The 21,026-nt window shown below is 51.4% G+C and carries 22 protein-coding genes and 1 pseudogene; 7 read left to right on the top strand and 16 right to left on the bottom strand.

Annotated elements, in window-relative coordinates:
* Positions 1–540: 540 nt before the first annotated feature.
* Together CV944_RS13900 and CV944_RS13905 are read left to right on the top strand one after the other, a co-directional pair.
* Positions 541–831, top strand: a complete 291-nt coding sequence (locus tag CV944_RS13900; RefSeq protein ID WP_100664377.1) for a hypothetical protein — start codon at positions 541–543, stop codon at positions 829–831.
* A gap of 64 nt (positions 832–895) precedes the next feature.
* Positions 896–1,339: an Hsp20/alpha crystallin family protein gene (locus CV944_RS13905; protein WP_033025713.1), complete on the top strand. Its 444-nt coding sequence runs from the start codon at positions 896–898 to the stop codon at positions 1,337–1,339.
* Positions 1,340–1,643: 304 nt separating this feature from the next.
* On the opposite strand, the gene CV944_RS13910 is transcribed toward CV944_RS13905, so the two are convergent.
* The 4 genes from CV944_RS13910 to CV944_RS13925 are packed head-to-tail and all read right to left on the bottom strand — an operon-like array spanning position 1,644 to position 6,429.
* Positions 1,644–2,675 (bottom strand): LacI family DNA-binding transcriptional regulator, encoded by a 1,032-nt coding sequence (locus tag CV944_RS13910; protein ID WP_094238857.1) that lies wholly within the window; start codon positions 2,673–2,675, stop codon positions 1,644–1,646.
* A gap of 56 nt (positions 2,676–2,731) precedes the next feature.
* Complete coding sequence (gene galT, locus CV944_RS13915; protein ID WP_100664366.1) at positions 2,732–4,258, bottom strand: UDP-glucose--hexose-1-phosphate uridylyltransferase; 1,527 nt, start codon at positions 4,256–4,258, stop codon at positions 2,732–2,734.
* Between the two features lie 3 nt (positions 4,259–4,261).
* Positions 4,262–5,248: a UDP-glucose 4-epimerase GalE gene (gene galE, locus CV944_RS13920; RefSeq protein ID WP_100664367.1), complete on the bottom strand. Its 987-nt coding sequence runs from the start codon at positions 5,246–5,248 to the stop codon at positions 4,262–4,264.
* Positions 5,245–6,429 (bottom strand): galactokinase, encoded by a 1,185-nt coding sequence (locus CV944_RS13925; protein WP_100664368.1) that lies wholly within the window; start codon positions 6,427–6,429, stop codon positions 5,245–5,247. Before CV944_RS13925 ends, galE begins: the two co-directional genes overlap by 4 nt.
* A 199-nt stretch (positions 6,430–6,628) precedes the next feature.
* On the opposite strand from CV944_RS13925, the gene CV944_RS13930 reads away from it, so the two are divergent.
* The gene (locus CV944_RS13930; RefSeq protein WP_100664369.1) at positions 6,629–7,411 is read left to right on the top strand and encodes an EcsC family protein; all 783 of its coding nucleotides are present in this window, start codon (positions 6,629–6,631) and stop codon (positions 7,409–7,411) included.
* 64 nt (positions 7,412–7,475) lie between these two features.
* Here the strand turns inward: CV944_RS13930 and CV944_RS13935 are convergent, their stop codons facing one another.
* The 10 genes and pseudogenes from CV944_RS13935 to CV944_RS13975 all read right to left on the bottom strand — a co-directional run.
* Entirely contained in the window at positions 7,476–9,662 is a 2,187-nt protein-coding gene (locus CV944_RS13935) for an alpha-galactosidase (protein WP_100664370.1), read from the bottom strand.
* Between the two features lie 89 nt (positions 9,663–9,751).
* Positions 9,752–10,570 (bottom strand): carbohydrate ABC transporter permease, encoded by an 819-nt coding sequence (locus CV944_RS13940; RefSeq protein ID WP_033014063.1) that lies wholly within the window; start codon positions 10,568–10,570, stop codon positions 9,752–9,754.
* Positions 10,570–11,406, bottom strand: a complete 837-nt coding sequence (locus tag CV944_RS13945; RefSeq protein ID WP_227016064.1) for a carbohydrate ABC transporter permease — start codon at positions 11,404–11,406, stop codon at positions 10,570–10,572. Before CV944_RS13945 ends, CV944_RS13940 begins: the two co-directional genes overlap by 1 nt.
* Positions 11,407–11,580: 174 nt before the next feature.
* Entirely contained in the window at positions 11,581–12,822 is a 1,242-nt protein-coding gene (locus CV944_RS13950; RefSeq protein ID WP_100664371.1) for an ABC transporter substrate-binding protein, read from the bottom strand.
* A 134-nt stretch (positions 12,823–12,956) separates the two neighbouring features.
* Positions 12,957–14,012 carry a LacI family DNA-binding transcriptional regulator gene (locus CV944_RS13955; RefSeq protein ID WP_100664372.1) on the bottom strand — a complete coding sequence of 352 codons (1,056 nt, stop codon included), beginning with the start codon at positions 14,010–14,012 and terminating at the stop codon, positions 12,957–12,959.
* A gap of 210 nt (positions 14,013–14,222) precedes the next feature.
* Positions 14,223–15,899 carry a glycerol-3-phosphate dehydrogenase/oxidase gene (locus tag CV944_RS13960; protein ID WP_100664373.1) on the bottom strand — a complete coding sequence of 559 codons (1,677 nt, stop codon included), beginning with the start codon at positions 15,897–15,899 and terminating at the stop codon, positions 14,223–14,225.
* Between the two features lie 160 nt (positions 15,900–16,059).
* Positions 16,060–16,614, bottom strand: coding sequence for a glycerol-3-phosphate responsive antiterminator (locus CV944_RS13965; protein WP_033011251.1), 555 nt, complete (start codon positions 16,612–16,614; stop codon positions 16,060–16,062).
* A gap of 14 nt (positions 16,615–16,628) precedes the next feature.
* The gene (locus tag CV944_RS17515; RefSeq protein WP_167438910.1) at positions 16,629–16,784 is read right to left on the bottom strand and encodes a hypothetical protein; all 156 of its coding nucleotides are present in this window, start codon (positions 16,782–16,784) and stop codon (positions 16,629–16,631) included.
* A 16-nt stretch (positions 16,785–16,800) separates the two neighbouring features.
* Positions 16,801–18,198: a HAMP domain-containing sensor histidine kinase gene (locus CV944_RS13970; protein ID WP_100659246.1), complete on the bottom strand. Its 1,398-nt coding sequence runs from the start codon at positions 18,196–18,198 to the stop codon at positions 16,801–16,803.
* Positions 18,195–18,569 (bottom strand): annotated as a pseudogene (locus CV944_RS13975) (winged helix-turn-helix domain-containing protein); the annotation flags it as partial. The gene CV944_RS13970 and the pseudogene CV944_RS13975, both read right to left, overlap by 4 nt.
* Before the next feature lie 229 nt (positions 18,570–18,798).
* Between CV944_RS13975 and CV944_RS13980 the strand changes: the two are divergent.
* On the top strand, positions 18,799–19,263 hold the full coding sequence (locus tag CV944_RS13980; protein WP_100664374.1) for an Hsp20/alpha crystallin family protein: 465 nt from the start codon (positions 18,799–18,801) through the stop codon (positions 19,261–19,263).
* Positions 19,264–19,347: 84 nt separating this feature from the next.
* On the opposite strand, the gene CV944_RS17520 is transcribed toward CV944_RS13980, so the two are convergent.
* Positions 19,348–19,488 (bottom strand): hypothetical protein, encoded by a 141-nt coding sequence (locus CV944_RS17520; RefSeq protein ID WP_162839628.1) that lies wholly within the window; start codon positions 19,486–19,488, stop codon positions 19,348–19,350.
* A gap of 115 nt (positions 19,489–19,603) precedes the next feature.
* Here CV944_RS17520 and CV944_RS13985 point away from each other — a divergent pair, with 115 nt between their 5' ends.
* Positions 19,604–19,789 (top strand): hypothetical protein, encoded by a 186-nt coding sequence (locus CV944_RS13985; protein ID WP_100664375.1) that lies wholly within the window; start codon positions 19,604–19,606, stop codon positions 19,787–19,789.
* Entirely contained in the window at positions 19,789–20,043 is a 255-nt protein-coding gene (locus tag CV944_RS13990; protein ID WP_033011258.1) for a sigma-G-dependent sporulation-specific acid-soluble spore protein CsgA, read from the top strand. Before CV944_RS13985 ends, CV944_RS13990 begins: the two co-directional genes overlap by 1 nt.
* A 35-nt stretch (positions 20,044–20,078) precedes the next feature.
* On the opposite strand, the gene CV944_RS13995 is transcribed toward CV944_RS13990, so the two are convergent.
* On the bottom strand, positions 20,079–20,423 hold the full coding sequence (locus CV944_RS13995; RefSeq protein WP_100664376.1) for a YppG family protein: 345 nt from the start codon (positions 20,421–20,423) through the stop codon (positions 20,079–20,081).
* A 196-nt stretch (positions 20,424–20,619) separates the two neighbouring features.
* Here CV944_RS13995 and CV944_RS14000 point away from each other — a divergent pair, with 196 nt between their 5' ends.
* Positions 20,620–20,820: a YppF family protein gene (locus CV944_RS14000; RefSeq protein ID WP_033011260.1), complete on the top strand. Its 201-nt coding sequence runs from the start codon at positions 20,620–20,622 to the stop codon at positions 20,818–20,820.
* Positions 20,821–21,026: the final 206 nt, after the last annotated feature.

Here is a 21,026-nt window from a genome sequence, read left to right on the forward strand (position 1 = left end):
TTTCGTATTGTCCAGCTTCGGTCCGCCGCCGCTCGGGGTCAAATAACCTTCGCCTTCCGGGTGCAAGCACCCTTGCAGGCGAAGAACATTTGCCCATCGTGGCGACCCGCGGACCTCCGCTTTTCGTCGCGCTTCGTTTCGTTCAGTTTTCAAGGAACAAGCAACTGCTTTTGCAACTTATAACTTAACGACAACTATTATTATATAAACAAATCTTTCAAAATGTCAAGCATTGTTTTCTCTGCTTTGTTTCTGCCGCGTTTATCCATTTATTTATTACGTTGCGGCAATATTTTATTATACTTATCATCCGCTGTTTGTCAACCACATTTTTTGATTGTTTCGTTGCCGTTTGCCTCTTGGCATCGCGCTGTCGTGAAACGGCGATTTTGATTATATTACGCCTGACTTTCTATGTCAACTGGAATTTCCATCTGCAATGTTGCAGACTTCCCCTCCTGTAATGACTGCTCACATCAACTATAATGAAAATGTGTAATAAGATAAAAAACGAGCATCAACGAAGGAGGAATGGATGCGATGAATCATTCATTTTCCGTTTTGCTTGACGCCTACCGCCGCCTTTGGCCGAACCGATCGCTGGCGGCCGGACCGCTTGATGAACAAGAAAGCCAAACTCTTTTGTATGAAACGATAAGGCAGGAGCTGCGCGACGAGTGGACGCATCCGCGCGTGCGGCAATCGCCTGAAGTGAAGTTTTATTACGCCGTTAAGCGGGTGGCCGCCTCCGACTTGCCGAATGACGTGAAAATCACGCTGATTCAAGCGTATTTGACGGTGATGGAACAATTACAAACCAATCATACATAAAACAGACGAATCCGGTTCACACTACTGAGTGGAAAAACATTTCTTGTTAAGGAGGATGGCAGTTATGGCGTTAATTCCGTATGACCCGTTCCGTCATTTGGAAGCGATCCGCCGGGATATGAACCGCTTTTTCACAAGCGATTTTCCATCATTGTTTGGCCACATGGACGATCAGCACTGGATGCCGCGCATGGACATGCATGAAACGGAAAACGAGTACGTCGTTTCGTGCGATTTGCCGGGGCTCGAGCGAAAAGAAGATGTGCACATTGATGTGCACAATAACGTGTTGACGATCAGCGGCACGATTCAACGCCATCACGATGTCAAAGAAGAACAAATGCACCGGCGCGAACGCTTCTTCGGCCGCTTCCAACGGTCGATCACCCTGCCGGCCGATGCGGCGGCGGACAACATTCGCGCGACGTACAAAAACGGTGTGTTGGACATTCATATCCCGAAAACAACTGCCGGAACGAAAAAACGGGTCGACATCGAGTTTCATTAATGACAAAAAGCGGCTGACTCAAAAGCCCCTTTTTAACATTTTTTCGAAAGAAGTCTTCCATTTCGAAACGAAGTGAAAGTGGGAGATGAATGTCGGTTGGCGTTAGCCAACGAATAGGTGTGTGGCTTACCGTTCGGCAAACACGCCCAAGTCGCTTGAAGCCCCCGCCTCTAAGCGAAGCGTAGGTGGCGGGTCGCTCACTGAAATGGAACTAAAGTATGTGAAAGAGACCACCTCTGAACCCCTTGGTTTTATCGGGTTTTTCGTGGTGGTCTCTTTTTCCATGGCGCCTCAGATAGAAGCATTATCGCTCTTTTGACCCAGCCCCTTTTCGATTGGCCCCACTGCTTGCGCGGATCACAAGATCTGTCGGCACAACCACTTTCTTGCATATCACCCGCTTCGTCGTCAACCGCTCAACAAGCAGCTCAACAGACGTTTCGCCCATAAACTCCGTGTACACTTTTACAGTTGACAGAGGCGGGTGGAGAAACGCAGCCATCGGCAAATCATTGAATCCGACAACCGCTACATCCTCGGGCACGGCGATCCCGGCTTCATGCAGCGCACGCAGGGCGCCGATCGCCATCGAGTCGCTGGCGATGAAAAACGCCGTCGGCAAGTTGCCGCTTGAGACAGCTTCTTTCATCAGCCGGTAGCCGTCCTCGGCGGTGAAGGCGCCGATCGATACATAGCGCGGATTGTACATTCCTTTTAAATATAAATATTCATAAAACGCCGCCTCGCGCTCATCACGGATTGGCGTCCCTTCGTCGACATATTCGCGGCCGCCGATGTATCCGATTTCCGTATGCCCCATTTCAAGCAAATAGTCTAGCACGGCGATTGTCGCCTGGCGCAGGTCAATGACAACCGAGTCGAACCGCCGCTCATCAGGCGAGCAGTCGACAAATACGATCTGCTTCGCACTCGAAGCAAAGGTGCTGACTTCTTTGGAGCCGAACTTTCCGACGGCGATGACGCCGTCAAGCCCTTCCATCCGTTCGGTCGGATAAACGCCATTTTGCTTAAACAGTTTGACCAGTTCTATGCCGCGGTCAAAACATTCTTTTTCCACCCCGAGGCGAATCGCCATATAATACGGGTCATCGATTTCCTGGCGTTCCGAATACCAGTGAATGAGCCCGAAGCGAAACGATTCGCGCGCTTGCTGGCTTCGCTCCCGCAATGTTTTGTAGTTCAGCTCTTGGGCGACTTCAAAAATGCGCCTTCTCGTTTCATCGGAAACGGACAGCGTCGTGTCATAGTTGAGCACGCGCGACACCGTCGCGACCGAAACGCCGACTTTTTCCGCGATTTCTTTTAACGTAGCCATCGTCTGTTTGCGATCCCTTCCTTATGTTTCATATGAAACGCGTTTTTTCGCCGCATTTAAACAAGAGACGACATGCGCTCCACAGCGTGCTGCAGAAAGCGGCGAAACGCGTCCTTCCCTCGCTTGTCCCGCTTAAACACCCCGGCATGTTCCAACACGGTCACAAACCGTTGTCCGACTTCGTGCCGCAAAATGTCATGGACGTTGTCCTTCGTGATGTCCGGATAGGCCGAGTGAATGGCTTCGCACCAATCCCAATGTTTATGCATCGACTCGTCCCAGTCTTCTTTTTTTGTCCGATGCACGAGATAATCGGCCAGCGTCTCCAGTTCCACGGCAAGCCGTGCCGGCAGCACCGCCAGCCCCATCACTTCGATCAAGCCGATATTTTCTTTTTTAATATGATGCAATTCTTCATGCGGATGGAAAATGCCGTACGGATGTTCCGCTGACGTCCGGTTGTTGCGCAACACGATATCCAACTCAAACAAATCGCCGCGCCGCCGGGCGATCGGGGTGATCGTGTTGTGCGGAACATCGCCGCTGTAGGCCATAATCTCGACGCTTGGGTCGCTGTACGTCCGCCATGTTTCATACAAAAAGGCAGCCGCATCCAACACGTCCTCTTTTTGTCCAGTCAAACGGATGACGGACATCGGCCAGCGCACAATGCCGGCTGTGACCGACGGAAACGATGGCAGCGGGATACACTCTTCGATCTCCGCCTTTTCCATCGCAAACGGATAACGCCCTCCTTGGAAATGGTCATGCACTAAAATCGAGCCGCCGACAATCGGCAAGTCGGCGTTCGAGCCAATGAAATAGTGCGGGAACTTTTCGACGAAATCAAGCAAGCGCTCAAGCGTCTTCCGCTCCATTTTCATCGGCACATGTTCGGCGGAAAAGACGATGCAATGTTCATGATAGTACACGTAGGGAGAATATTGGAAATACCACTGTTCATCCAATAACGTGAGCGGGATGACACGGTGATTGGAACGGGCGGGATGACGCCACGTTCCTTCATACCCTTCGTTTTCTTTGCATAATACACATTTTGGATACGAGGATGACGGCATCTCTTTTAATTTGGCGATTTCCTTCGGGTCTTTTTCCGGCTTCGCCAAGTTAATGGTGATATCCAATTCTCCATAGATGGTTGACACTTTCCAGTGCTGATTGTTGGCGATGCGCGCCGTTTGAATGTAATTGGACGCTTGGCTCAACGAATAAAACCAGTCCGTCGCCTCCTGCGGATCGCGGCGGTATCGCTCGTAAAAGGCGCGGATCACTTCCGACGGCCGCGGCATGACGCAGTCCATCAGTCTCGCATCCCATATATCGCGCTCGGTTGTGGTATTCGTTTCCAACAATCCTTGTTCATACGCCCAATCAATCATAGCGTCCAATACCGGGGCCGGCGAGGCCAAGGGAACGTCCTTGACCTCGGCCGGCTGCCATTCCGTGAGTCGGAGCGTTGCCAGCAGGCGGTTGCGCGCGTACACCACATCTTCCGGCGCTAAAAGGCCGCGTTGCTCGGCATAACGGATCAGTTGTTCAATCGCCGTCCAAATTCGTTCCATCGCTCACACACCCCGATAGCCGTTTGGCCGCGCTTTGTGCCACTCCCACGCCGAGGCGACGATATCCGTAATGGACGGGTATTTCGGCTCCCAGCCGAGCTCGCGCTTTGCTTTTTCCGATGAAGCGACAAGTCTCGCCGGGTCGCCCGGCCGCCGCGCCACGACGCGAGCGGGGATCGGGTGTCCGGTCACTTGCCGAGCCGCTTCGATCACTTCTTTGACGCTAAATCCATTTCCGTTGCCTAAATTGTATACATCGCTGTCTGCCCCGCTCCGCAATTTCTCGAGCGCCAGCCAATGGGCATCGACGAGATCAAGCACATGGATGTAGTCGCGGATGCACGTGCCGTCGGGCGTGTCGTAGTCATCGCCGAAAACGGAAATTTCCTCGCGCTGGCCAAGCGGCACTTTTAAAATCAATGGAATCAGATGCGTCTCCGGGTTGTGGTCCTCACCGATTGTCGCGCCGTACGCCCCGGCGACATTAAAGTAGCGGAGCGAAATCGAGCGGATGCCGTAGGCGCGGTCCGCCCATTTCATCATTTTTTCCATCGCCAGCTTTGTTTCTCCGTACGCGTTTGTCGGTTCGGTCGGATCGGTTTCGATGATCGGGATTTGTTTCGGCTCCCCATACACGGCGGCGGTTGAAGAAAAGACGATTTGCTTGACGCCAAATTCCTTCATCACTTCAAGCAGCACTTGTGTCCCGTACACGTTGTTGTCGTAATACTTCAGCGGCTCTTCCATGCTTTCGCCGACCAATGAGTTCGCCGCAAAATGAATGACCGCCTCAATGTCGTGCTGGCGAAACACCGTGCGCAAAAAATCGCGGTCGCGAATATCGCCTTGGCAAAACACCGCATCACGGTGAACCGCTTCTTTGTGCCCCGTCTGCAAGTTATCCACCACGACCACGTGCTCCCCTTTTTCAAGCAGACGGTACACCGCATGGCTGCCGATATACCCTGCCCCTCCGCAAACCAAAATCATCGGCTCATCTCCTCCAGTTCCGTGAGTTCTCTCGCCCCGTCACCAACGTCAACGACATAAAAGCTTGCTTCATAACCGATTTTTTCGGCATACGCGTTTCCGACCCGTTCAATGAAATCTTGAACGCATGCCTTTTTCACAATGTTCACCGTGCAGCCGCCGAATCCTGCTCCGGTCATGCGCGCCCCGACCGTTCCTTCGTGCGACCATGCCGCTTCAACGAGCGTGTCGAGTTCAACACTTGTCACTTCGTAATCATTGCGCAGCGACAAATGCGACTGTTTCATCAACTCGCCAAAGCGGACGAGGTCTCCCTGCTCAAGCGCCCAGGCGGCTTCAAGCGTCCGCTCGTTTTCCGTCACCGCATGGCGAGCCCGTTTTTGCTCAAGCGGGGAAAGAAGATGTTCATAACGGGCCAGCTCTGCGCTTGTCAGCTCGCCGAGCGAGGCGATGTTCCGCACGCTTTGCAGCTTCGCGAGAGCCGCCTCGCACGTCGCCCGCCGCTCGTTGTACGCCGAGTCCGCCAAGCCGCGCTTTTTGTTTGTGTTCGCGATGACAATCGAACAATCGTTGAGCACGAGCGGCAAATAGCGGTACTCGAGCGTCTGGCAGTTCAATAGAATGGCGCAATCTTGTTTCCCCATGCCGACGGCAAACTGATCCATAATGCCGCAATGGACGCCAACGTATTCATTTTCTACGGTTTGGCTCATTTTCACAAGTTCTAGTTGGTCAAGCCCGCGCCTGAACAGTTCGTTGAGCATCACCGCGGTCACAAGCTCAATCGACGCGGATGACGACAGTCCTGCGCCGTTCGGGATCGTGCCGTAATACAAAATGTCCAATCCGGTCTCAAGCGGGCCAAGCGCTTGAAACGCAGCCAAGATCCCTTTCGGGTAGTTCGCCCAGCCGTGTTCGCGACGATAAGACAAGTCGTCGTAAGAGACCGTGACCACTCCCGTTTCCGGGAAGTTTTGCGAATAAAAGCGGACAAATGGCTCTTTCGTCTGCCGAACAAGCGCATACGTGCCGATCGCAAGCGCGCACGGCAGCACATGCCCGCCGTTGTAATCCGTATGCTCACCGATCAAATTGACGCGGCCGGGGGCGAAGAAAGTGCGGATGCCTTCGCCTAAGCCGCCAAAAAGTTCGATAAATTGTTGTTTTAAGGTTGTAATCATGAAAGAGCCTCCTTAAGATCATCTTATAATAAATATTTTAGTTAAAATTTTACTGTTCGTCAATGAAAACTCCTACTTTGATGTTTGTTCATGACTGCAGGCTTCTTGTCAGAAACAAAATGCCCTCCTTGTCCGTATAATTCGTTAAAATCAACCTATCCTAAACATTAACATTTAAGAAGGAACAGGAGGCCCAAATATGGATGCCAAACTGCAGCTACAAAAAGAATTAAAGCAAATCGAACAGTGGGAACACTCCCAAAAAGACCTATGGTTTTGGGAAAAGCTCGGCCGCTTGCCGTTTCAAGTGCTCGATAAGCTGACGCCAAAAGCCGTCCATCGAAAACTCGGGCAGCTGCTTGATGAGCTGGGCAGCTATATTCAAAGCGGCGGGCAATACTTAGTGAATGAAGGAAAGGTATTGGACAAGCTTGGCGTATCGTCGTTGGCCGAGGTGCCGCACTTGCCGCTTGCGACGATGGATCGCGTTTGCGACGAGTTGATCGATGCGCGCGTCACGTTCGCCCAGCTGCAAGGAGCGGCGACCGGGGTCGGCGGGGCGTTGACGTTGGCGGTGGACATTCCGGCGCTTCTCGGCTTAGCGCTGAAAACGCTGCAAGAGATCGCCATCGTGTATGGATACGATCCGAAGGACAAAGAGGAGCGCGTGTTTGTCGTCAAATGCCTGCAGTTTGCCGCGGCGGACATTGTCGGGAAAAAAGCGATTTTGGACGAACTTTCGTCGTTCTCCCATGAACGCGGGCGCGTCTTTTCCGAACTGCAAGGCTGGCGGGAAGTGATGATGACGTTCCGCGACCAATACGGATGGAAAAAGCTGTTTCAAGTCGTTCCGATCATTGGTGTCATTTTCGGTTCGCTGTTTAACAAATCGTTTATGGAAGACATCGCCGAAACCGGGAAGATGCTCTATCGGAAGCGTCGCATCATCGAGAAGCTTAAACAGTTTGAACCCGGCATCTAACATGCCGGGTTCGATTCGTTTGTTTCGCGCTGATGCATCCGCTCAGGCCGCATCATTCCCCCCATCATCGAACAGCTTTCAATCGCCACATCATGCTGATAAAATCGCCCAAGCGGTGCGGCACCGCCACTCCGGCATACATCAGCTCGTCGCCGCCGTAGACGCCAAGGCCTTCGATTTCATAGTCTTGATTCGGGTCAAGCCCTTTTAAGCGCAAGTGCGACAGCGGGGCGTTCGCTTCGGCCAGAACGCGGAAGTAGGCGACGAGCGCTTCCGACTGATCTTCCGAGACGAACATCCATGCCGCCTCGTTGCCTTCAAACGGGCTGAGCAGCCGATAAAACGTGCCGAACTGGACGAGGCGGCGCACATCTTTGTAAAACGCGACTTGTTCCTTAATGATTTGTTTTTCTGTTTCCGTCAATTTCGTGATATCGAGCTCATAGCCGAAGTTGCCTGACATCGCCACATGGCCGCGCGTCTTGAGGGACGTCACCCGCCCGACTTGATGGTTCGGCACGGCCGAGACGTGGGCGCCCATGGCGCTCACTGGGTAAACGAGGCTTGTACCGTACTGGATTTTCAGGCGCGAGACAGCGTCAGTGTTGTCGCTCGTCCATGTTTGCGGCATATAATAGAGAATCCCCGGGTCAAACCGCCCTCCGCCTCCGGAGCAGCTTTCAAACAAAATGTGCGGAAAACGCGCGGTGATCTCGTCCATCACGCGATAGAGCCCAAGCATATAGCGGTGCGACGTTTCGCGCTGGCGCTCGGGCGGCAGGGCGGCCGAACCGATTTCCGTCATATGGCGGTTCATGTCCCATTTCACATAAGTGATGGGGGAGCTCGCAAGCACGTTCGAGATCGTTTCAATCATATAGTCGCACACGTCTTCGCGGGAATAATCGAGCACAAGCTGGTTCCGTCCTTCAGAGCGCGGGCGGTTCGGCACATGGAGACACCAGTCGGGATGTTTCCGGTACAGCTCGCTGTTTGGCGACACCATTTCCGGTTCGATCCATAAGCCGAACTGCAGCCCGAGTTCGTTCACTTGTTTCGCCAGTCCGTTCAGGCCGTTGGGGAGTTTGCGCCGATTGACCACCCAATCACCGAGGGAACGGCGGTCGTCATCGCGTTCGCCAAACCAGCCGTCGTCAAGCACAAACAGTTCGATGCCAAGCTCCGCCGCTGTTCGGGCGATATTCATGATCTTTTCTTCATTGAAGTCAAAATACGTTGCTTCCCAGTTATTGATCAAGATCGGGCGTTCGCGGTCGCGGAACGCGCCGCGCGCTAGGCGGGTGCGGTACAGTTCGTGGTACGTTTGCGACATTCCGTTTAACCCTTGATCGGAGTAGACCATAACGACTTCCGGCGTTTGGAACGACTCGCCCGGTTCCAATAGCCACGTAAAATCAAACGGATTGATGCCCATCGAGACGCGGGCAGTGCGGAACTGGTCCACCTCGACTTGGGCGAGGAAATTGCCGCTGTACACAAAGCTGAACCCGTATACTTCGCCTTGGTGTTCATCGGCGTTTTTGGCGACGAGCGCGATAAACGGGTTTTGTTGGTGGCTGCTCGCGCCGCGGCGGCTTTCCGCCGCTTGCACGCCGGTCACAAGCGGTCGGCGCTCGATCCAGCGCTCGCGCCCCCACGCTCCGGGAAGATGGATCCAATCATAGTCAGCAGTTGGGAAATCAACGCTCATACTGAGCGCACGCAGCAGTTTCAACCGCTCGCCGCCTTTGTTTTCAAAACGGGCCGCGCGCGTGATGACGTTCCATTTTTCATACGCCGTATACTGCAACGTGACCTCTAGACCGATCAGCGCATCCTCGAGGACAATTTCCAACGTTTCCGCTTCATTCTCGTGTTCCACGTATGTCGCCGGCAGTCCGTTCAGTCTAGGCTTCCCTTTGTAAATGTGGTGCGTCTTATAGCGCAAATCCGTCACCGTCGAGCCGTTCTCAAGCTGCACGTGATACGCTGGAGCACGGAAATCGGTATTCCCATAGGCTGGATATTCTTGCGGCAGCGTATCGAGCGAAAACGTGCGGTCGGATGGGGCGGGATTGGGGGAAAACGCGCGGTCCAGCCGCGGAAATGCCCGCGCCCCCCGAACATCGCGCACCGCTTTTCCCCAATAGACATGCGCCAAATAGCCGGAGCGAACGATCTGCATGACATATGTTGTGTCATTGGCTTTGAGATAAAACGTTTTATTGGTTGGATCAAATACAATTGCCATATCGTTATCCTCCTAAACAAGATTCTTCACTCTGTGAACACAAACGTAAACGGACAAATACGCGCAAACCGGCTTGTTCTTATGCACGTTTACTTGATTGCCCCTCTTGTGACACCGCCAATAATCCATTTTTGGGCAAACAAGTAGACGATGATCATCGGAGACAACGCCATTAAATAGGAAGCGAACGCTAAGTTGTAGTCCGTGCCGAACTTGGACTGAAACACATATTGAACCAACGGAAGCGTCATATCGGACTGGTCGCTCAGCACAATCAACGGCAATAAAAAGTCATTCCACGCCCATAGACAAGTTAGAATGGCAACGGTAGCGTTAATCGGCGCCATAAGCGGGAAAACCACGCGCCAAAACACGCCCCATGTACTGCACCCATCCATAATCGCCGCTTCTTCCAACTCCTTTGGAATCGAACGGATATACCCGACGTAAATAAAGATATTAAACGCAATACCATAGACGACATACAGAAAAACGAGTCCGCTAGGATTATTCATCCCAAATGCCGATGTCTGCTTGACAATCGGCAACATAATAATCGGAAACGGAATAAACAAGGCGCTGACAAAGTAATAATATAAAAACTTAAAAAATTTCCGGTGCATATTGCGAGCAATGGCATAAGCGACCATCGAATTCGTTATAATGGTCAAAACAACGGTGGTTACTGTGATAAATGCGCTGTTTTTAAACGCTTGAAAAAAGTTCGTGGCCTCGATCGCTTTTGCAAAATTTTCCACATGCAGGCCGACCGGCAGCGACAGCACTGAGTCTGCCAACTCCTCCGGCGTTTTTAACGCGATGGACACCGTCATGTACAAAGGAAACAAAATGAACAGCGCCCCGACCGCAATCAACAATGTGGCAACCCAGTTTGTTTTCTTGGCCATCACATATCCACTTCCCGTTTTTGTAAAAATTTAATCTGCAGAATCGATACCGCCATAATGACAATAAAGTAAATGACCGAGTTCGCAGATTGGTAAGCAAACTCCCCGCCCTGAAATCCGCCGTTGTAAATGAGCAATGAAATCGATTCAGTAGCCCGTCCGGGCCCCCCACCTGTCAACGCCACAACTTGGTCAAATACCATTAAAAAGTTTTTCATCGCCAACACCATATTGATCGTAAAAAACGGCGCAATCATCGGAAACGTAATATGCCGGAAATTTTGCCATTTACTCGCTCCGTCTAGGCTAGAAGCCTCATACAGCTCTGAGGGAACCGTTTGCAGTCCCGCCAAATATAAAATCGTATTAAAGGCGCACGCCTGCCATACGGCGACAATGACAATGCCGACCCATGCCCATTTTTCGCTTCCTAAAATATTCGTCGAAAGCGCCTCAATCCCCAGTTTCTCTCCCCATAAAGGGAGCACGTTAGCAAACAAGTAGTTGAAAATATAGCCTACAATCAGCACGCTTAAAACATTCGGCAAAAAATACACGGCGCGGAAAAAATTTTTGAACTTAATTTTTTCATTCAACCCTATAGCGATCGCTAAACTGAGCACATTGACGAGCACGGTCGACACAATGGCAAACTGAAATGTAAACAAGTACGAATGCCATACGTTTTCGTCCCGAAACAAGTAGTAGTAATTTTTCAATCCAACAAAGTCGTACGTTAAGCTTAATCCGTCCCAATTGGTAAAGGAATAGAAAATGCCTTGGAGGGCCGGAAACGTATGAAATACCGCAAATAACACGACAGCCGGAACGGTCATTAAGTAAATCGCGATGTTTTTCGGTTTTTTGATTTTCTTGAAAATAGGCAATGAAACGCTTCGTTCCCTTGTCACGACAACCTCTTTCCGCATCGTATCACCTCCTAATGATAAGAGGGGGAGAAAAACCGAGGAACTCCCCCTATTTTCTTCCCGTTTCTCCTTCTTGCCTAATTACTTACGCTCTTTCACTTTTTCCCACTCGGCGTCCATTGTTTTTAAAAACTTCTCCACATCTTGATCATGCGTCAACTGTTGCAACAAATTGGCCAAATTGATGCTCGGCGGAATATAATGGTCTGGAAAATCAACGAGCGCCCCCTTGGCAAAGCTTTCTTTTAATCCTTCCAACGTCGGATCCTCCTGCGTTAATCCCTTGATGGCCGAGAACGCATTTTGTTCAGCCATGTACGCCTTTGCATTTTCCTCTTTTAATAAGAAGTCGATAAATTTCTTTGCTTCTTTCGGATGTTTTGATGTTTTCGAGATCGCAAAAAGAAGATCAACACCGGATACTAATTTGGTTTGTTCCGGATTGTTTGTTACAGGATAAGGGAATACACCGAGTTCAATATTCGGATTGGCCTTTTTAATTTCCGGGATCGCCCAAATGCCTTGCAAGTACATCGCCGACTCGCCTTTGGCAAACGCCACATTGCCATCCGCATACCCTTTGCCAAATTGATCTTTATGCCCGTACTTCAACAGCTCCACAAATTTTTCGGTTGCTTCTTTATACCCTTTTTCAAAGCTTGTTTTGCCTTGATTTAAATCTTGGAAAAATGTTTCCCCTTGGGTGTTGGCTGCCAAAGCGTTGTAAGCAGGCAATGTCGTCCACGCATCTTTAAACGTAAAGTAAAACGGCGTTTTTCCGGCTGCTTTGATCTTTTCGGCTGCAGCTATAAACTCATCCCATGTTTTCGGAACGCTCAAACCAAGTTCTTTGAAGATGGCTTTGTTGTAAATGACGGCATCCGCATTGGCCGCATAAGGAATGGCATACACTTGTTCCAGTCCACTGACGTCTTTTACCATTTGAATATACGAAGGTTGAATGTTGTTCAGTTCCGGCGCTTTCGTGACATCTTCAAACATCCCCGCTTTGGCGAGTTCCGCAAATGTCGTATCGGCGCCAACCCCAACGATATCTGGCATGTCCCGTTTAGCGGCGCGGGTTTTTAATACTGTTGCTGCATCGGGCGGATTGGCGTTGACAACATCAATGTTTGGGTTTTCTTTTTCAAATTTTTCAATCAGTTTATCGAATGTTCCCCTTGCTTCGGGTTTGTAATGGAAAAACTCAATTTTGACTTTTCCGCCTGATTCGCTTGCGTTTTGTTCCGTTTTGTTTCCGCATGCGGTAAGCAGCGAAAAAGTTAATGCACTGGACATGACGAGTGCGAGTGCTTTTTTCATCTTCCATGTTCCCCCTTTTCCCTTTGCTAACATGTACGGCTTCATTCAACAGCCATCCGTTTTTTTGTTAAGTTGTCAGCGCTTACTTTTTTTGTTACATAGCTTCCTGCTATGATTCTCGCCGCTCACCCCCTTTATGTATTTTGACCGCGTTTTGCACAGCTTTCCCGAATGATAAGTTCCGCCGGAGTGACGATTTTAACCGGAATGTTTCGGTTTCCTGCCATCCGCTCATGTAACGCATTCGCCGCGAGCTTTCCCATTTCATGCGCGTATATTTTCACCGTCGAAAGGGGAGGGTTCAAAAATGCTGCGGCGTCAATGTCATCGAAACTAATGATAGATATGTCTTCCGGAACTTTAAGGTTTGCCTGGTGAATCGCGTGTAGAGCCCCGATCGCCATCGGGTCGCTGGCGATCACAAACGCGCTTGGCAAATCACCAGAGTCAATCGCCGTCTTCATCAATTCGTATCCGCCCGCCGGCCCCCAGTCGCCGACAAATACATGGTACGGCTCATAAAGTCCAAGCGCTTTCATTTTTTTCTCAAATGTCCGTTTCCGTATATCATCAACTTCGTAACTTTTTCCGCCATTAAGCTTTTTGATCGTTTCCGATCCGCCGATATAGCCAATTCGCGTATGGCCAAGGGCGATTAAGTAATCAATGATTTTCTCTGTAGCCGCTTCCAAATCGGAGCAAACCACATCGTACCCGTCTACATCAATAACTTGGGTTATGAATATGATAGGGCGTTCCTCTGGAAAATGGCGCTGAATGTCGTCGGGATCAATACCGCCAATCACAATTAGCCCGTCAAACTGGCTTAAGTCTTGTATATCTGTTCCGCTGTTTACCCGGATGACGGAAGAGACGTGCAACGGCAATTGTTTGCACTGCTCTTCAATCCCGTAGCGGATAGAACTAAAATACGGATCTGTCGTTTCCTCATGCTGGGATACCGCGAGCAACAAAGCAATGTTATAACATTCAGACTCCTTCGTTTTCGGCGGATTAGCCCGGTTCGTACTGCGTCTCCGCACCGGTTTATAATTAAGCTCTTTAGCAATCTCAAAGACACGCTGGCGCGTTTCCTCGGAAACGGAGAGAGTGGCATCGTTATTTAAAATTCTTGATACCGTTGCGATTGATACATTCGCTTTTTCGGCAATATCTTTCATCGTAATCATTATGCATTACACACTACCTTTTAGTTAAATTAACTTATTTATTTAAGTAAAATATAACAAACAAAATAGTAAAAGGCAATAAAATATTTAAATTTACCCGAAATTTACCTCAATTTAGTTTTGGAACACATACATATTCGACCACTATTTTACTGAAATTAACCCCCAAAAAAGGCGCTCAAAATCGAGCGCCGATCCCCTCTAAACCCTCTATTTATTCATGATCCTCCGGTCATCATCTTCTGCTGCCAACACCGCTTGACGCAGCGCTTGTTCCAGTTCTTTCGTGTACGTTGCCTTCTCTTCCCCCGTCCACCCAAAATACCGCGCCATAAACGCGATAACCGCTTCTTTTTCCCGCCGGACGGCGTCAATGTCAAACAGCAGCGCGCCGGTGCGGCGGATGAAGTAGTCGACTGGTTTGACCGCCATTTCTTCCTCGATGGCGTAGACGAGGCGGACGAACGTTTCGCGCGTTAAGCCGGACGAGCGGTCGTACTCGTTGCTTAAGGCAAAGAGGCGGTCGACATTTGTGCCGTACTGTTTTGCCAGCCGCGCCCCTTGTTCTTCTGTCAGCCCATAGCGCGCCGCTTCCTTCGCCTTTTCGGCGATGAAGACCGGCAGCCGGTGCGAGCCGCCGACATCGCCGCCGGAAATTGGCAGCTGTTTCGTTTGGCACGGGCGGAACGTGTTTCCCTCTTCTTTTTCCAATTGTTTGGCGACGAGGTCAACGACCGTTTCCGCCATTTTCCGGTAGCCGGTCAGTTTGCCGCCAGCGATCGTAATGAGGCCGGACGGCGACGTCCAAATCTCGTCTTTGCGGGAAATTTCCGATGGGTCTTTCCCTTCTTCATAGATGAGCGGGCGGACGCCGGCCCAACTTGATTCCACATCGGCCGCGGTGATGCCGACAGACGGAAACATGTAGTGAATCGCTTGCAATAAGTAATCACGGTCTTCTTCGGTCATGGCCGGATGAGCGGGATCATCGTCATAAAATGTATCGGTCGTGCCGACATACGTTTTCCCATCCCGCGGAATGGCAAACACCATCCGGCCGTCCGGGGTGTCAAAATAGACCGCCTGCTTGAGCGGAAAACGCTTTTGATCGATGACGATATGGACGCCTTTTGTCAGCCGAAGCCGCTTGCCGGTTTTCGATCCGTCTTTGTCGCGCAGCGCATCAACCCACGGTCCGGCGGCATTGACGACTTTTTTGGCGCGGATGTCATACACTCGTCCGCCGAGCAGGTCGCGGCAGCGGGCGCCGGTGATGCGGCCGCGCTCGTCATACAAAAACTGTTCGGCTTTGACATAGTTGACGGCGTCGGCGCCAAGCTCGACCGCTTTTTTGATCACTTCGATCGTCAAGCGGGCGTCGTCGGTCCGATACTCGACGTAATAGCCGCCGCCAAGGAGGCCATCGCGCTTTAAGAGCGGCTCTTTTTCCAACGTCTGTCGGGCATTAAGCATCGTGCGCCGCTCGCTTGGCTTGACGCCAGCCAGCCGGTCATACAGCCAAAGGCCGACCGACGTGCTCCATTTGCCAAACGTCCCGCCGCGATAAATGGGCAGCAGCATCCACTCCGGTGTGGTGACGTGCGGGCCGTTTTCATACACAATCGCCCGTTCGCGCCCGACTTCCGCGACAAGCTTCACCTCGAACTGCTTCAAGTAGCGCAGGCCGCCGTGGACGAGTTTGGTCGAGCGGCTCGACGTGCCTGCGGCGAAATCTTGCATCTCGACAAGCGCGACCGTCATGCCGCGCGAGATGGCATCAAGGGCGATGCCAGAGCCGGTGATCCCTCCACCGATGATCAGAAGATCATATTGTTTTTCGCTCATCGCTTGAAGAACATCGCTCCGCTGTTTGCTTGAGAACACCATGTCAAACTCCTCCTTTGTAAAAAAGACAAAAAGAGACCATCGCAAACACGATAAGCTTTTCGCCTACCATGTGTGCATGGTCTCTCCTTGTCTCCTGACTGATGATTAACTTGTTGCTTTTATTATAGCAGACTGCGGCCGATTTGGCCAGCTCAACGCATTATCCATTGTAGTGGCGCCATAATGTTTCGTTGGACGTGGTCACCGCCACCGCCCCAGCTGCAAGCGCCTGCTCGACATCGTCGACCGTGCGGATAAGTCCACCGGCATAAATCGGCTTCCCGGTCCGTTCTTTCACTTCTCGGATGATGTGCGGCATGGCGCCCGGAATGACTTCGATGCAGTCCGGATTCGTTTTCGCAATCATCTGATAGCTTTTCTCCAACGCATGAGAATCAAGCAAAAAGATGCGCTGCACGGCCAAGACTCGTTTTTGCCGCGCCTTCATAATGACGCCCGCTTTCGTGGAAATGAGGCCATGCGGGCGGAACTCTTGGCAAAGGTATTCCGCCGCATGTTCATCATGGCTCAGCCCTTGCACCAAGTCGACGTGAATGAGCAACTCCTTGCCATGCCGGCGGGCGTAATGAAAAACGCTTTTTAACTGGGCGATATGTACCTCAAGCAGCACTCCCATTTCGTAGCCGCTTGCCAAAAAAGCTTCGAACTGCTTCATCGTCTTTATGGCGGGAATGATGTGTTGTTTCGTCCCCATCCTCTTCCTTCTGCTCACCCTCTCAATTTGTCAACCTCGTCTAAGCATTCAAGCGACATCATCGTCCGCGGCTTGCATGTCGCAATTTTCACCCCGCGCTTGCGGAACTTCTCGACGACGTGATGAATCGCTTTTTTGCCTGCCGTCTCTTCGCCATGGGAATGTCCCATGTCTCTCACTCTCCTCCTATTCCGCTTTCGGAATGGCCAGTTCGACCGTCGTTCCTTGATCGATCTCGCTTTCCACTGTAATTTGCCCGCCGTATTTATCGATGATTTCCTTGGCGATCGAAAGGCCGAGCCCGGCGCCGCCTTGTTCGCGGCTGCGCGCCTTGTCGACGCGATAAAAGCGCAAAAAAACGTTTTTCAGCTCGTCTTTCGGAATGCCAATGCCATGGTCGCGGACGGCGACCGTCACAAATGGCCCTTCCTCTCGCAGAGAAATGGTGATTTTTTTCACCCGTTGAGAATATTTTACCCCATTGTCAAGCAAAATGAACAGCAATTGTTCAAAATGATGCTTGGCCATCGCCAGACGCGGCAGCGGCGTTTCCGGCTGATCAACAAGAAACTGAAAATCGGGATGCAAAACGCGGAAATTTTTCACGATTTGCCCGATGGCCGCAGCAGCGTCAATAGGAGCAATCTCTTTTGGAATCACGATCGCCTCAGCGCGCGACAAGTCAAGCAGTTCAAGGACGAGGCGCTTGAGCCGCTCCGCCTCTTTCATGGCCGCCTCGAGCGATTCTTCCAAAATCTCCGGGTTGTGCTTCCCCCACCGCTGCAGCAACGAAAGATGGCCTTGCAAAATGGCAAGCGGCGTGCGCAATTCATGGGACGCATCTTCGACGAATTGCCGCTGCATGGCAAAGGTGCGCTCAATGTCATCCATCATGCTGTTGAACATTATCATCAGCTCGGCCATTTCATCGCGCGCCGGAGGCACATCAATCCGCTGTTTCAGCCCGTTGTTTTTGATGTCGGCCATCGTTTCCGCCAACGTTTTTAGCGGTTTGATGAACCGTTGCGCCATAAACCGCCCGGCGAAGGCGCTCGCCGCCATCGCGCCAAAACCGATCACCGTCATAATAAGGAAAAGCATGTTCGTTACTTGTTGAAACTTCGTCAACCGGCGGGCGATTTCAATCGTTCCGTGCAAATGTCCGATATGAAGCGGCTTGCGCAGCAGCAAAAACCGTTCGTTGTTGACGAAATGCTCATCCATTTTCAACCGATCGGGCATATCGCTTGGCGAGAGCGAGACGGCGGCGCCGTTTGACACCGAGACGACGACGTTTCCCTTCTCGTCGGTGACACGGATGAGCTGATAGCGCTCATTCAGTTTTTCCAGAAACGAACGGCGGCGGCGAACATCTTCCCATGATATATTACGTTTTTCCGCGTAATACGTTTCAATTTCCGCCACCGTTTGTTCCATCGTTTTTTCTTCTTCCTTCAGCAGCCATTGTTTGACCATATGATATTGCAAAAACGTAAACACAAAATACGTAATGAAAATCGCCCCGGCCGACAAAACGGTCAGCTTCCCTTTCAGCGAAAGCCGGCGAATCGCCTCCCTCTTCATGGCCGCATCACATATCCCGTGCCGCGCACCGTTTGGATATATCGTTCCTTATAGTGTTCATCGAGCTTTTGCCGCAAATAGCGGACATAGACATCGACGACGTTCGTCTCCACCTCGGCGTCAAACCCCCACACTTTGTCAAGCAGCACATCGCGCGTCAAGACGACGTTGATGTTTTGCATAAAGGCGACGAGCAAATCGTACTCGCGCTTCGTCAGCTCGATAAACTCGTCCCCCTTTTTTACCGTGCGCGCCTGCGTGTCAACGACCAAATCTTTAAACGCCAACACTTGCCCGTCGGCTTCAGAATGAACGCGGCGGAACAAGGCGCGGATGCGGGCCAGCAGCTCCTCAATGGCAAACGCCGGTGGGCGGCAGCGGTATTTGTGCGCATGACCATGGATGGTGATGTCATTATATTCCAAACGGGTTAAAACCGCATGAGAAATCGCTAAAAAAAGCGGAAAGTGACTTTTTTTCCCGTCCGTACATACATTGACAATAAAGCGGATCGCCTCTATGGCTGCCGGCCGTCCAAGCGGCGGAAACGGCGGGCGGAGGAACCTTGCCACTTTGCGGAATGGAAAGAGAGGGAGTGCAATGAACGGACCGTTTCAACCGCCTGCAAACGGAGGCGGCGATCACCCGTTCCATCATTTGCGGAAACTCGTGAACCAATGGTTCGATGAACGACCATTGCAAAAACTGTTTGAAACGCTTGACGATTACTTCGCCCAAACATTTGCCGCGGCGTACATCCCGATCGAGGTGAAAGAAACGAAGCGCGACTATCAAATCATCGTCCGTCTGCCGGACATCAAGCGGGATCAAATTAGCCTGCAGTGGCATGAAGACGGGCTGCAACTTGTCATCGATCACCATGAAACGATCGAATCGTCCGACGACAACGGCCATGTATACGAACGGCGCCAGCAGCGGCGACGCGTGGCGAGGATGATTCCGTTTCCGTATCCGGTGGCCGAACATGAAGTGAAAGCTTCATTCCAAAACGGTACACTCGTCATTCGCCTGCCGCAAAAACGGAAATACATCGATATCGATTAAAATCCAAAGAAGCGCCTTCCGTCCACCCAAGCCATTAAAAAGGCCGTTCCCCATGTCGGGAGCGGCTTTTTTCCCATCGGGCTTCTATTGTTTATGCGAAGGGCTTCCATACCGGTTGTTGTGTTCCGGCGTCGGATCTTTTTGGATGTCCCATTCCTTGGCGATTTCTTCACGATTGTGTGGATACTTATTTTTCCGTTCCCGGTTGTCGTTGCGGTTGGTCACTGTTTGTCACCTCCTTGCCGTCTGCGATTAGGTTGCGCGTTTTTTCGGAACATAACCGCGCCATACATACTTTCGACACTGCTAAGCTACGCTACTGTTAGGAGGTGCAAAACGAATGGCCAAACTGCCCGATTTCAAACAGTTGAACGACCAGCTGATCAATGAGCCGTCCGCTGAGCCGCGGCTTGTCATCAAAACGAATCTCGATCCAGACCGCGTCACAGAAGAAAACCCGTATGCGGAAGGCAAACCAAACGTCAGTCGAACGTTTGTCTCGTTTTTTGAAGGGGGCGGATCGTGATGGAACAAACGCTCGCCTATTTGCGGGAAATTTTGTCCAATTATTTGGACTGCCATGATGAGACGCCAAAGCGTATTTACAAAAAGCTGATCAGCAAACCGTACCGGGGCGAGGGCGAGTTTGTCCGCGACTTGACGCAAGAAGAGAGCGCCTTTTTGGATCGCATTTTGCCCCATGAAATCCGCTACGCGATGGATGAGCGCGATTATGAGCGCGTCTACCAGCTGAATGAAGTGTACGAGCTGCTCATTTGACAGGGCAAAGCCGCTCCGCTGGGGGAGCGGCTTCGTTACTTTTTAAACGTGCTGAGCAGCCCTTTTAACATGCCGTTGACTTGATTGACGACATTGATCATCTGCCCCATCGTGTTCATCATTTTGTTAATATCATACGTCCCGTCACTGTTTTTTAACTGGGCGAGAAAAGACGGGCGCGGCGGCGGCAGCAGCGGCCCTGGTTTCGGGTATGGCATCGGGTGCGAAGGCGCGGCAGCGTGGAATGGCGAAGCATATGGCCAATGAATGGGCGCCGACGGAAGGTGGAAGGGCCAGCCGTATGAGTAGGGCCAATGGCCGCCGAAGCTGTATGGTCCGTGGGCGGGCGGCGGCGAAATTTGTCGCGGATAACGGTGCATGTGTGTCCTCCCCCATCTTTGATCATCGATTCCCCCAGCGAAAACAGGGGATCAGCTGCCACTAATATATGTGTGTATACTGGGCCGCGTGCGCGCGGACATGTCACCTCTTGTCGGAAGTTTTAATTTTCGGAAATCGCCCTTTCCTCCTATTTTCATGGTACGATGTAAAAAAGGGGAAGGGGGAAAAGCATCAATGAGCATCACGGAATTGAAACATAAGTTCATGGCGGTCAAACATTGCGAGCCGGCTGAGGCGAACGAACTGCTCGATTTCGCCCGTCGCCTTTATTTGCGCGGGGAAATTTCGCTTGCCCAATATCGCGACTTAGTGCGCGAGCTGGAACAAGCCGGCGCCTGTCAGCCGGACGAAACGGAAGAATACGCTGGACTTTAGGTCTCGAGGGAGTTTTTCCCTTCTTTTTTTTGCATACTTTCGGCCTGAAATCCCCATCGTAATAAGCAAGGGGGTTGTTGGGCAATGGGCCGAGGCGTCCATTTCAACCGTGAACTACCCCCACTTAATTTTCTAGCGAAAATTTGAAGTGGGGGCTTCCAAAGAAGTTTGACTGCTTCAAGCAATCCTTATTCTTTGAGGCGTGT

It is taken from the genome of Geobacillus sp. WSUCF-018B, from assembly GCF_002809985.1.
Lineage (GTDB): Bacteria > Bacillota > Bacilli > Bacillales > Anoxybacillaceae > Geobacillus > Geobacillus thermophilus.

Excerpts from the sequence above, each read along its gene's own strand:
- CV944_RS13900 (WP_100664377.1), top strand. The coding sequence starts at position 541 with ATGAATCATTCATTTTCCGTTTTGCTTGACGCCTACCGCCGCCTTTGG.
- CV944_RS13905 (WP_033025713.1), top strand. The coding sequence starts at position 896 with ATGGCGTTAATTCCGTATGACCCGTTCCGTCATTTGGAAGCGATCCGC.
- CV944_RS13910 (WP_094238857.1), bottom strand. The coding sequence starts at position 2,675 with ATGGCTACGTTAAAAGAAATCGCGGAAAAAGTCGGCGTTTCGGTCGCG.
- galT (WP_100664366.1), bottom strand. The coding sequence starts at position 4,258 with ATGGAACGAATTTGGACGGCGATTGAACAACTGATCCGTTATGCCGAG.
- galE (WP_100664367.1), bottom strand. The coding sequence starts at position 5,248 with ATGATTTTGGTTTGCGGAGGGGCAGGGTATATCGGCAGCCATGCGGTG.
- CV944_RS13925 (WP_100664368.1), bottom strand. The coding sequence starts at position 6,429 with ATGATTACAACCTTAAAACAACAATTTATCGAACTTTTTGGCGGCTTA.
- CV944_RS13930 (WP_100664369.1), top strand. The coding sequence starts at position 6,629 with ATGGATGCCAAACTGCAGCTACAAAAAGAATTAAAGCAAATCGAACAG.
- CV944_RS13935 (WP_100664370.1), bottom strand. The coding sequence starts at position 9,662 with ATGGCAATTGTATTTGATCCAACCAATAAAACGTTTTATCTCAAAGCC.
- CV944_RS13940 (WP_033014063.1), bottom strand. The coding sequence starts at position 10,570 with ATGGCCAAGAAAACAAACTGGGTTGCCACATTGTTGATTGCGGTCGGG.
- CV944_RS13945 (WP_227016064.1), bottom strand. The coding sequence starts at position 11,406 with ATGACCGTTCCGGCTGTCGTGTTATTTGCGGTATTTCATACGTTTCCG.
- CV944_RS13950 (WP_100664371.1), bottom strand. The coding sequence starts at position 12,822 with ATGAAAAAAGCACTCGCACTCGTCATGTCCAGTGCATTAACTTTTTCG.
- CV944_RS13955 (WP_100664372.1), bottom strand. The coding sequence starts at position 14,012 with ATGATTACGATGAAAGATATTGCCGAAAAAGCGAATGTATCAATCGCA.
- CV944_RS13960 (WP_100664373.1), bottom strand. The coding sequence starts at position 15,899 with ATGGTGTTCTCAAGCAAACAGCGGAGCGATGTTCTTCAAGCGATGAGC.
- CV944_RS13965 (WP_033011251.1), bottom strand. The coding sequence starts at position 16,614 with ATGGGGACGAAACAACACATCATTCCCGCCATAAAGACGATGAAGCAG.
- CV944_RS17515 (WP_167438910.1), bottom strand. The coding sequence starts at position 16,784 with ATGGGACATTCCCATGGCGAAGAGACGGCAGGCAAAAAAGCGATTCAT.
- CV944_RS13970 (WP_100659246.1), bottom strand. The coding sequence starts at position 18,198 with ATGAAGAGGGAGGCGATTCGCCGGCTTTCGCTGAAAGGGAAGCTGACC.
- CV944_RS13980 (WP_100664374.1), top strand. The coding sequence starts at position 18,799 with ATGAACGGACCGTTTCAACCGCCTGCAAACGGAGGCGGCGATCACCCG.
- CV944_RS13985 (WP_100664375.1), top strand. The coding sequence starts at position 19,604 with ATGGCCAAACTGCCCGATTTCAAACAGTTGAACGACCAGCTGATCAAT.
- CV944_RS13990 (WP_033011258.1), top strand. The coding sequence starts at position 19,789 with ATGGAACAAACGCTCGCCTATTTGCGGGAAATTTTGTCCAATTATTTG.
- CV944_RS13995 (WP_100664376.1), bottom strand. The coding sequence starts at position 20,423 with ATGCACCGTTATCCGCGACAAATTTCGCCGCCGCCCGCCCACGGACCA.
- CV944_RS14000 (WP_033011260.1), top strand. The coding sequence starts at position 20,620 with ATGAGCATCACGGAATTGAAACATAAGTTCATGGCGGTCAAACATTGC.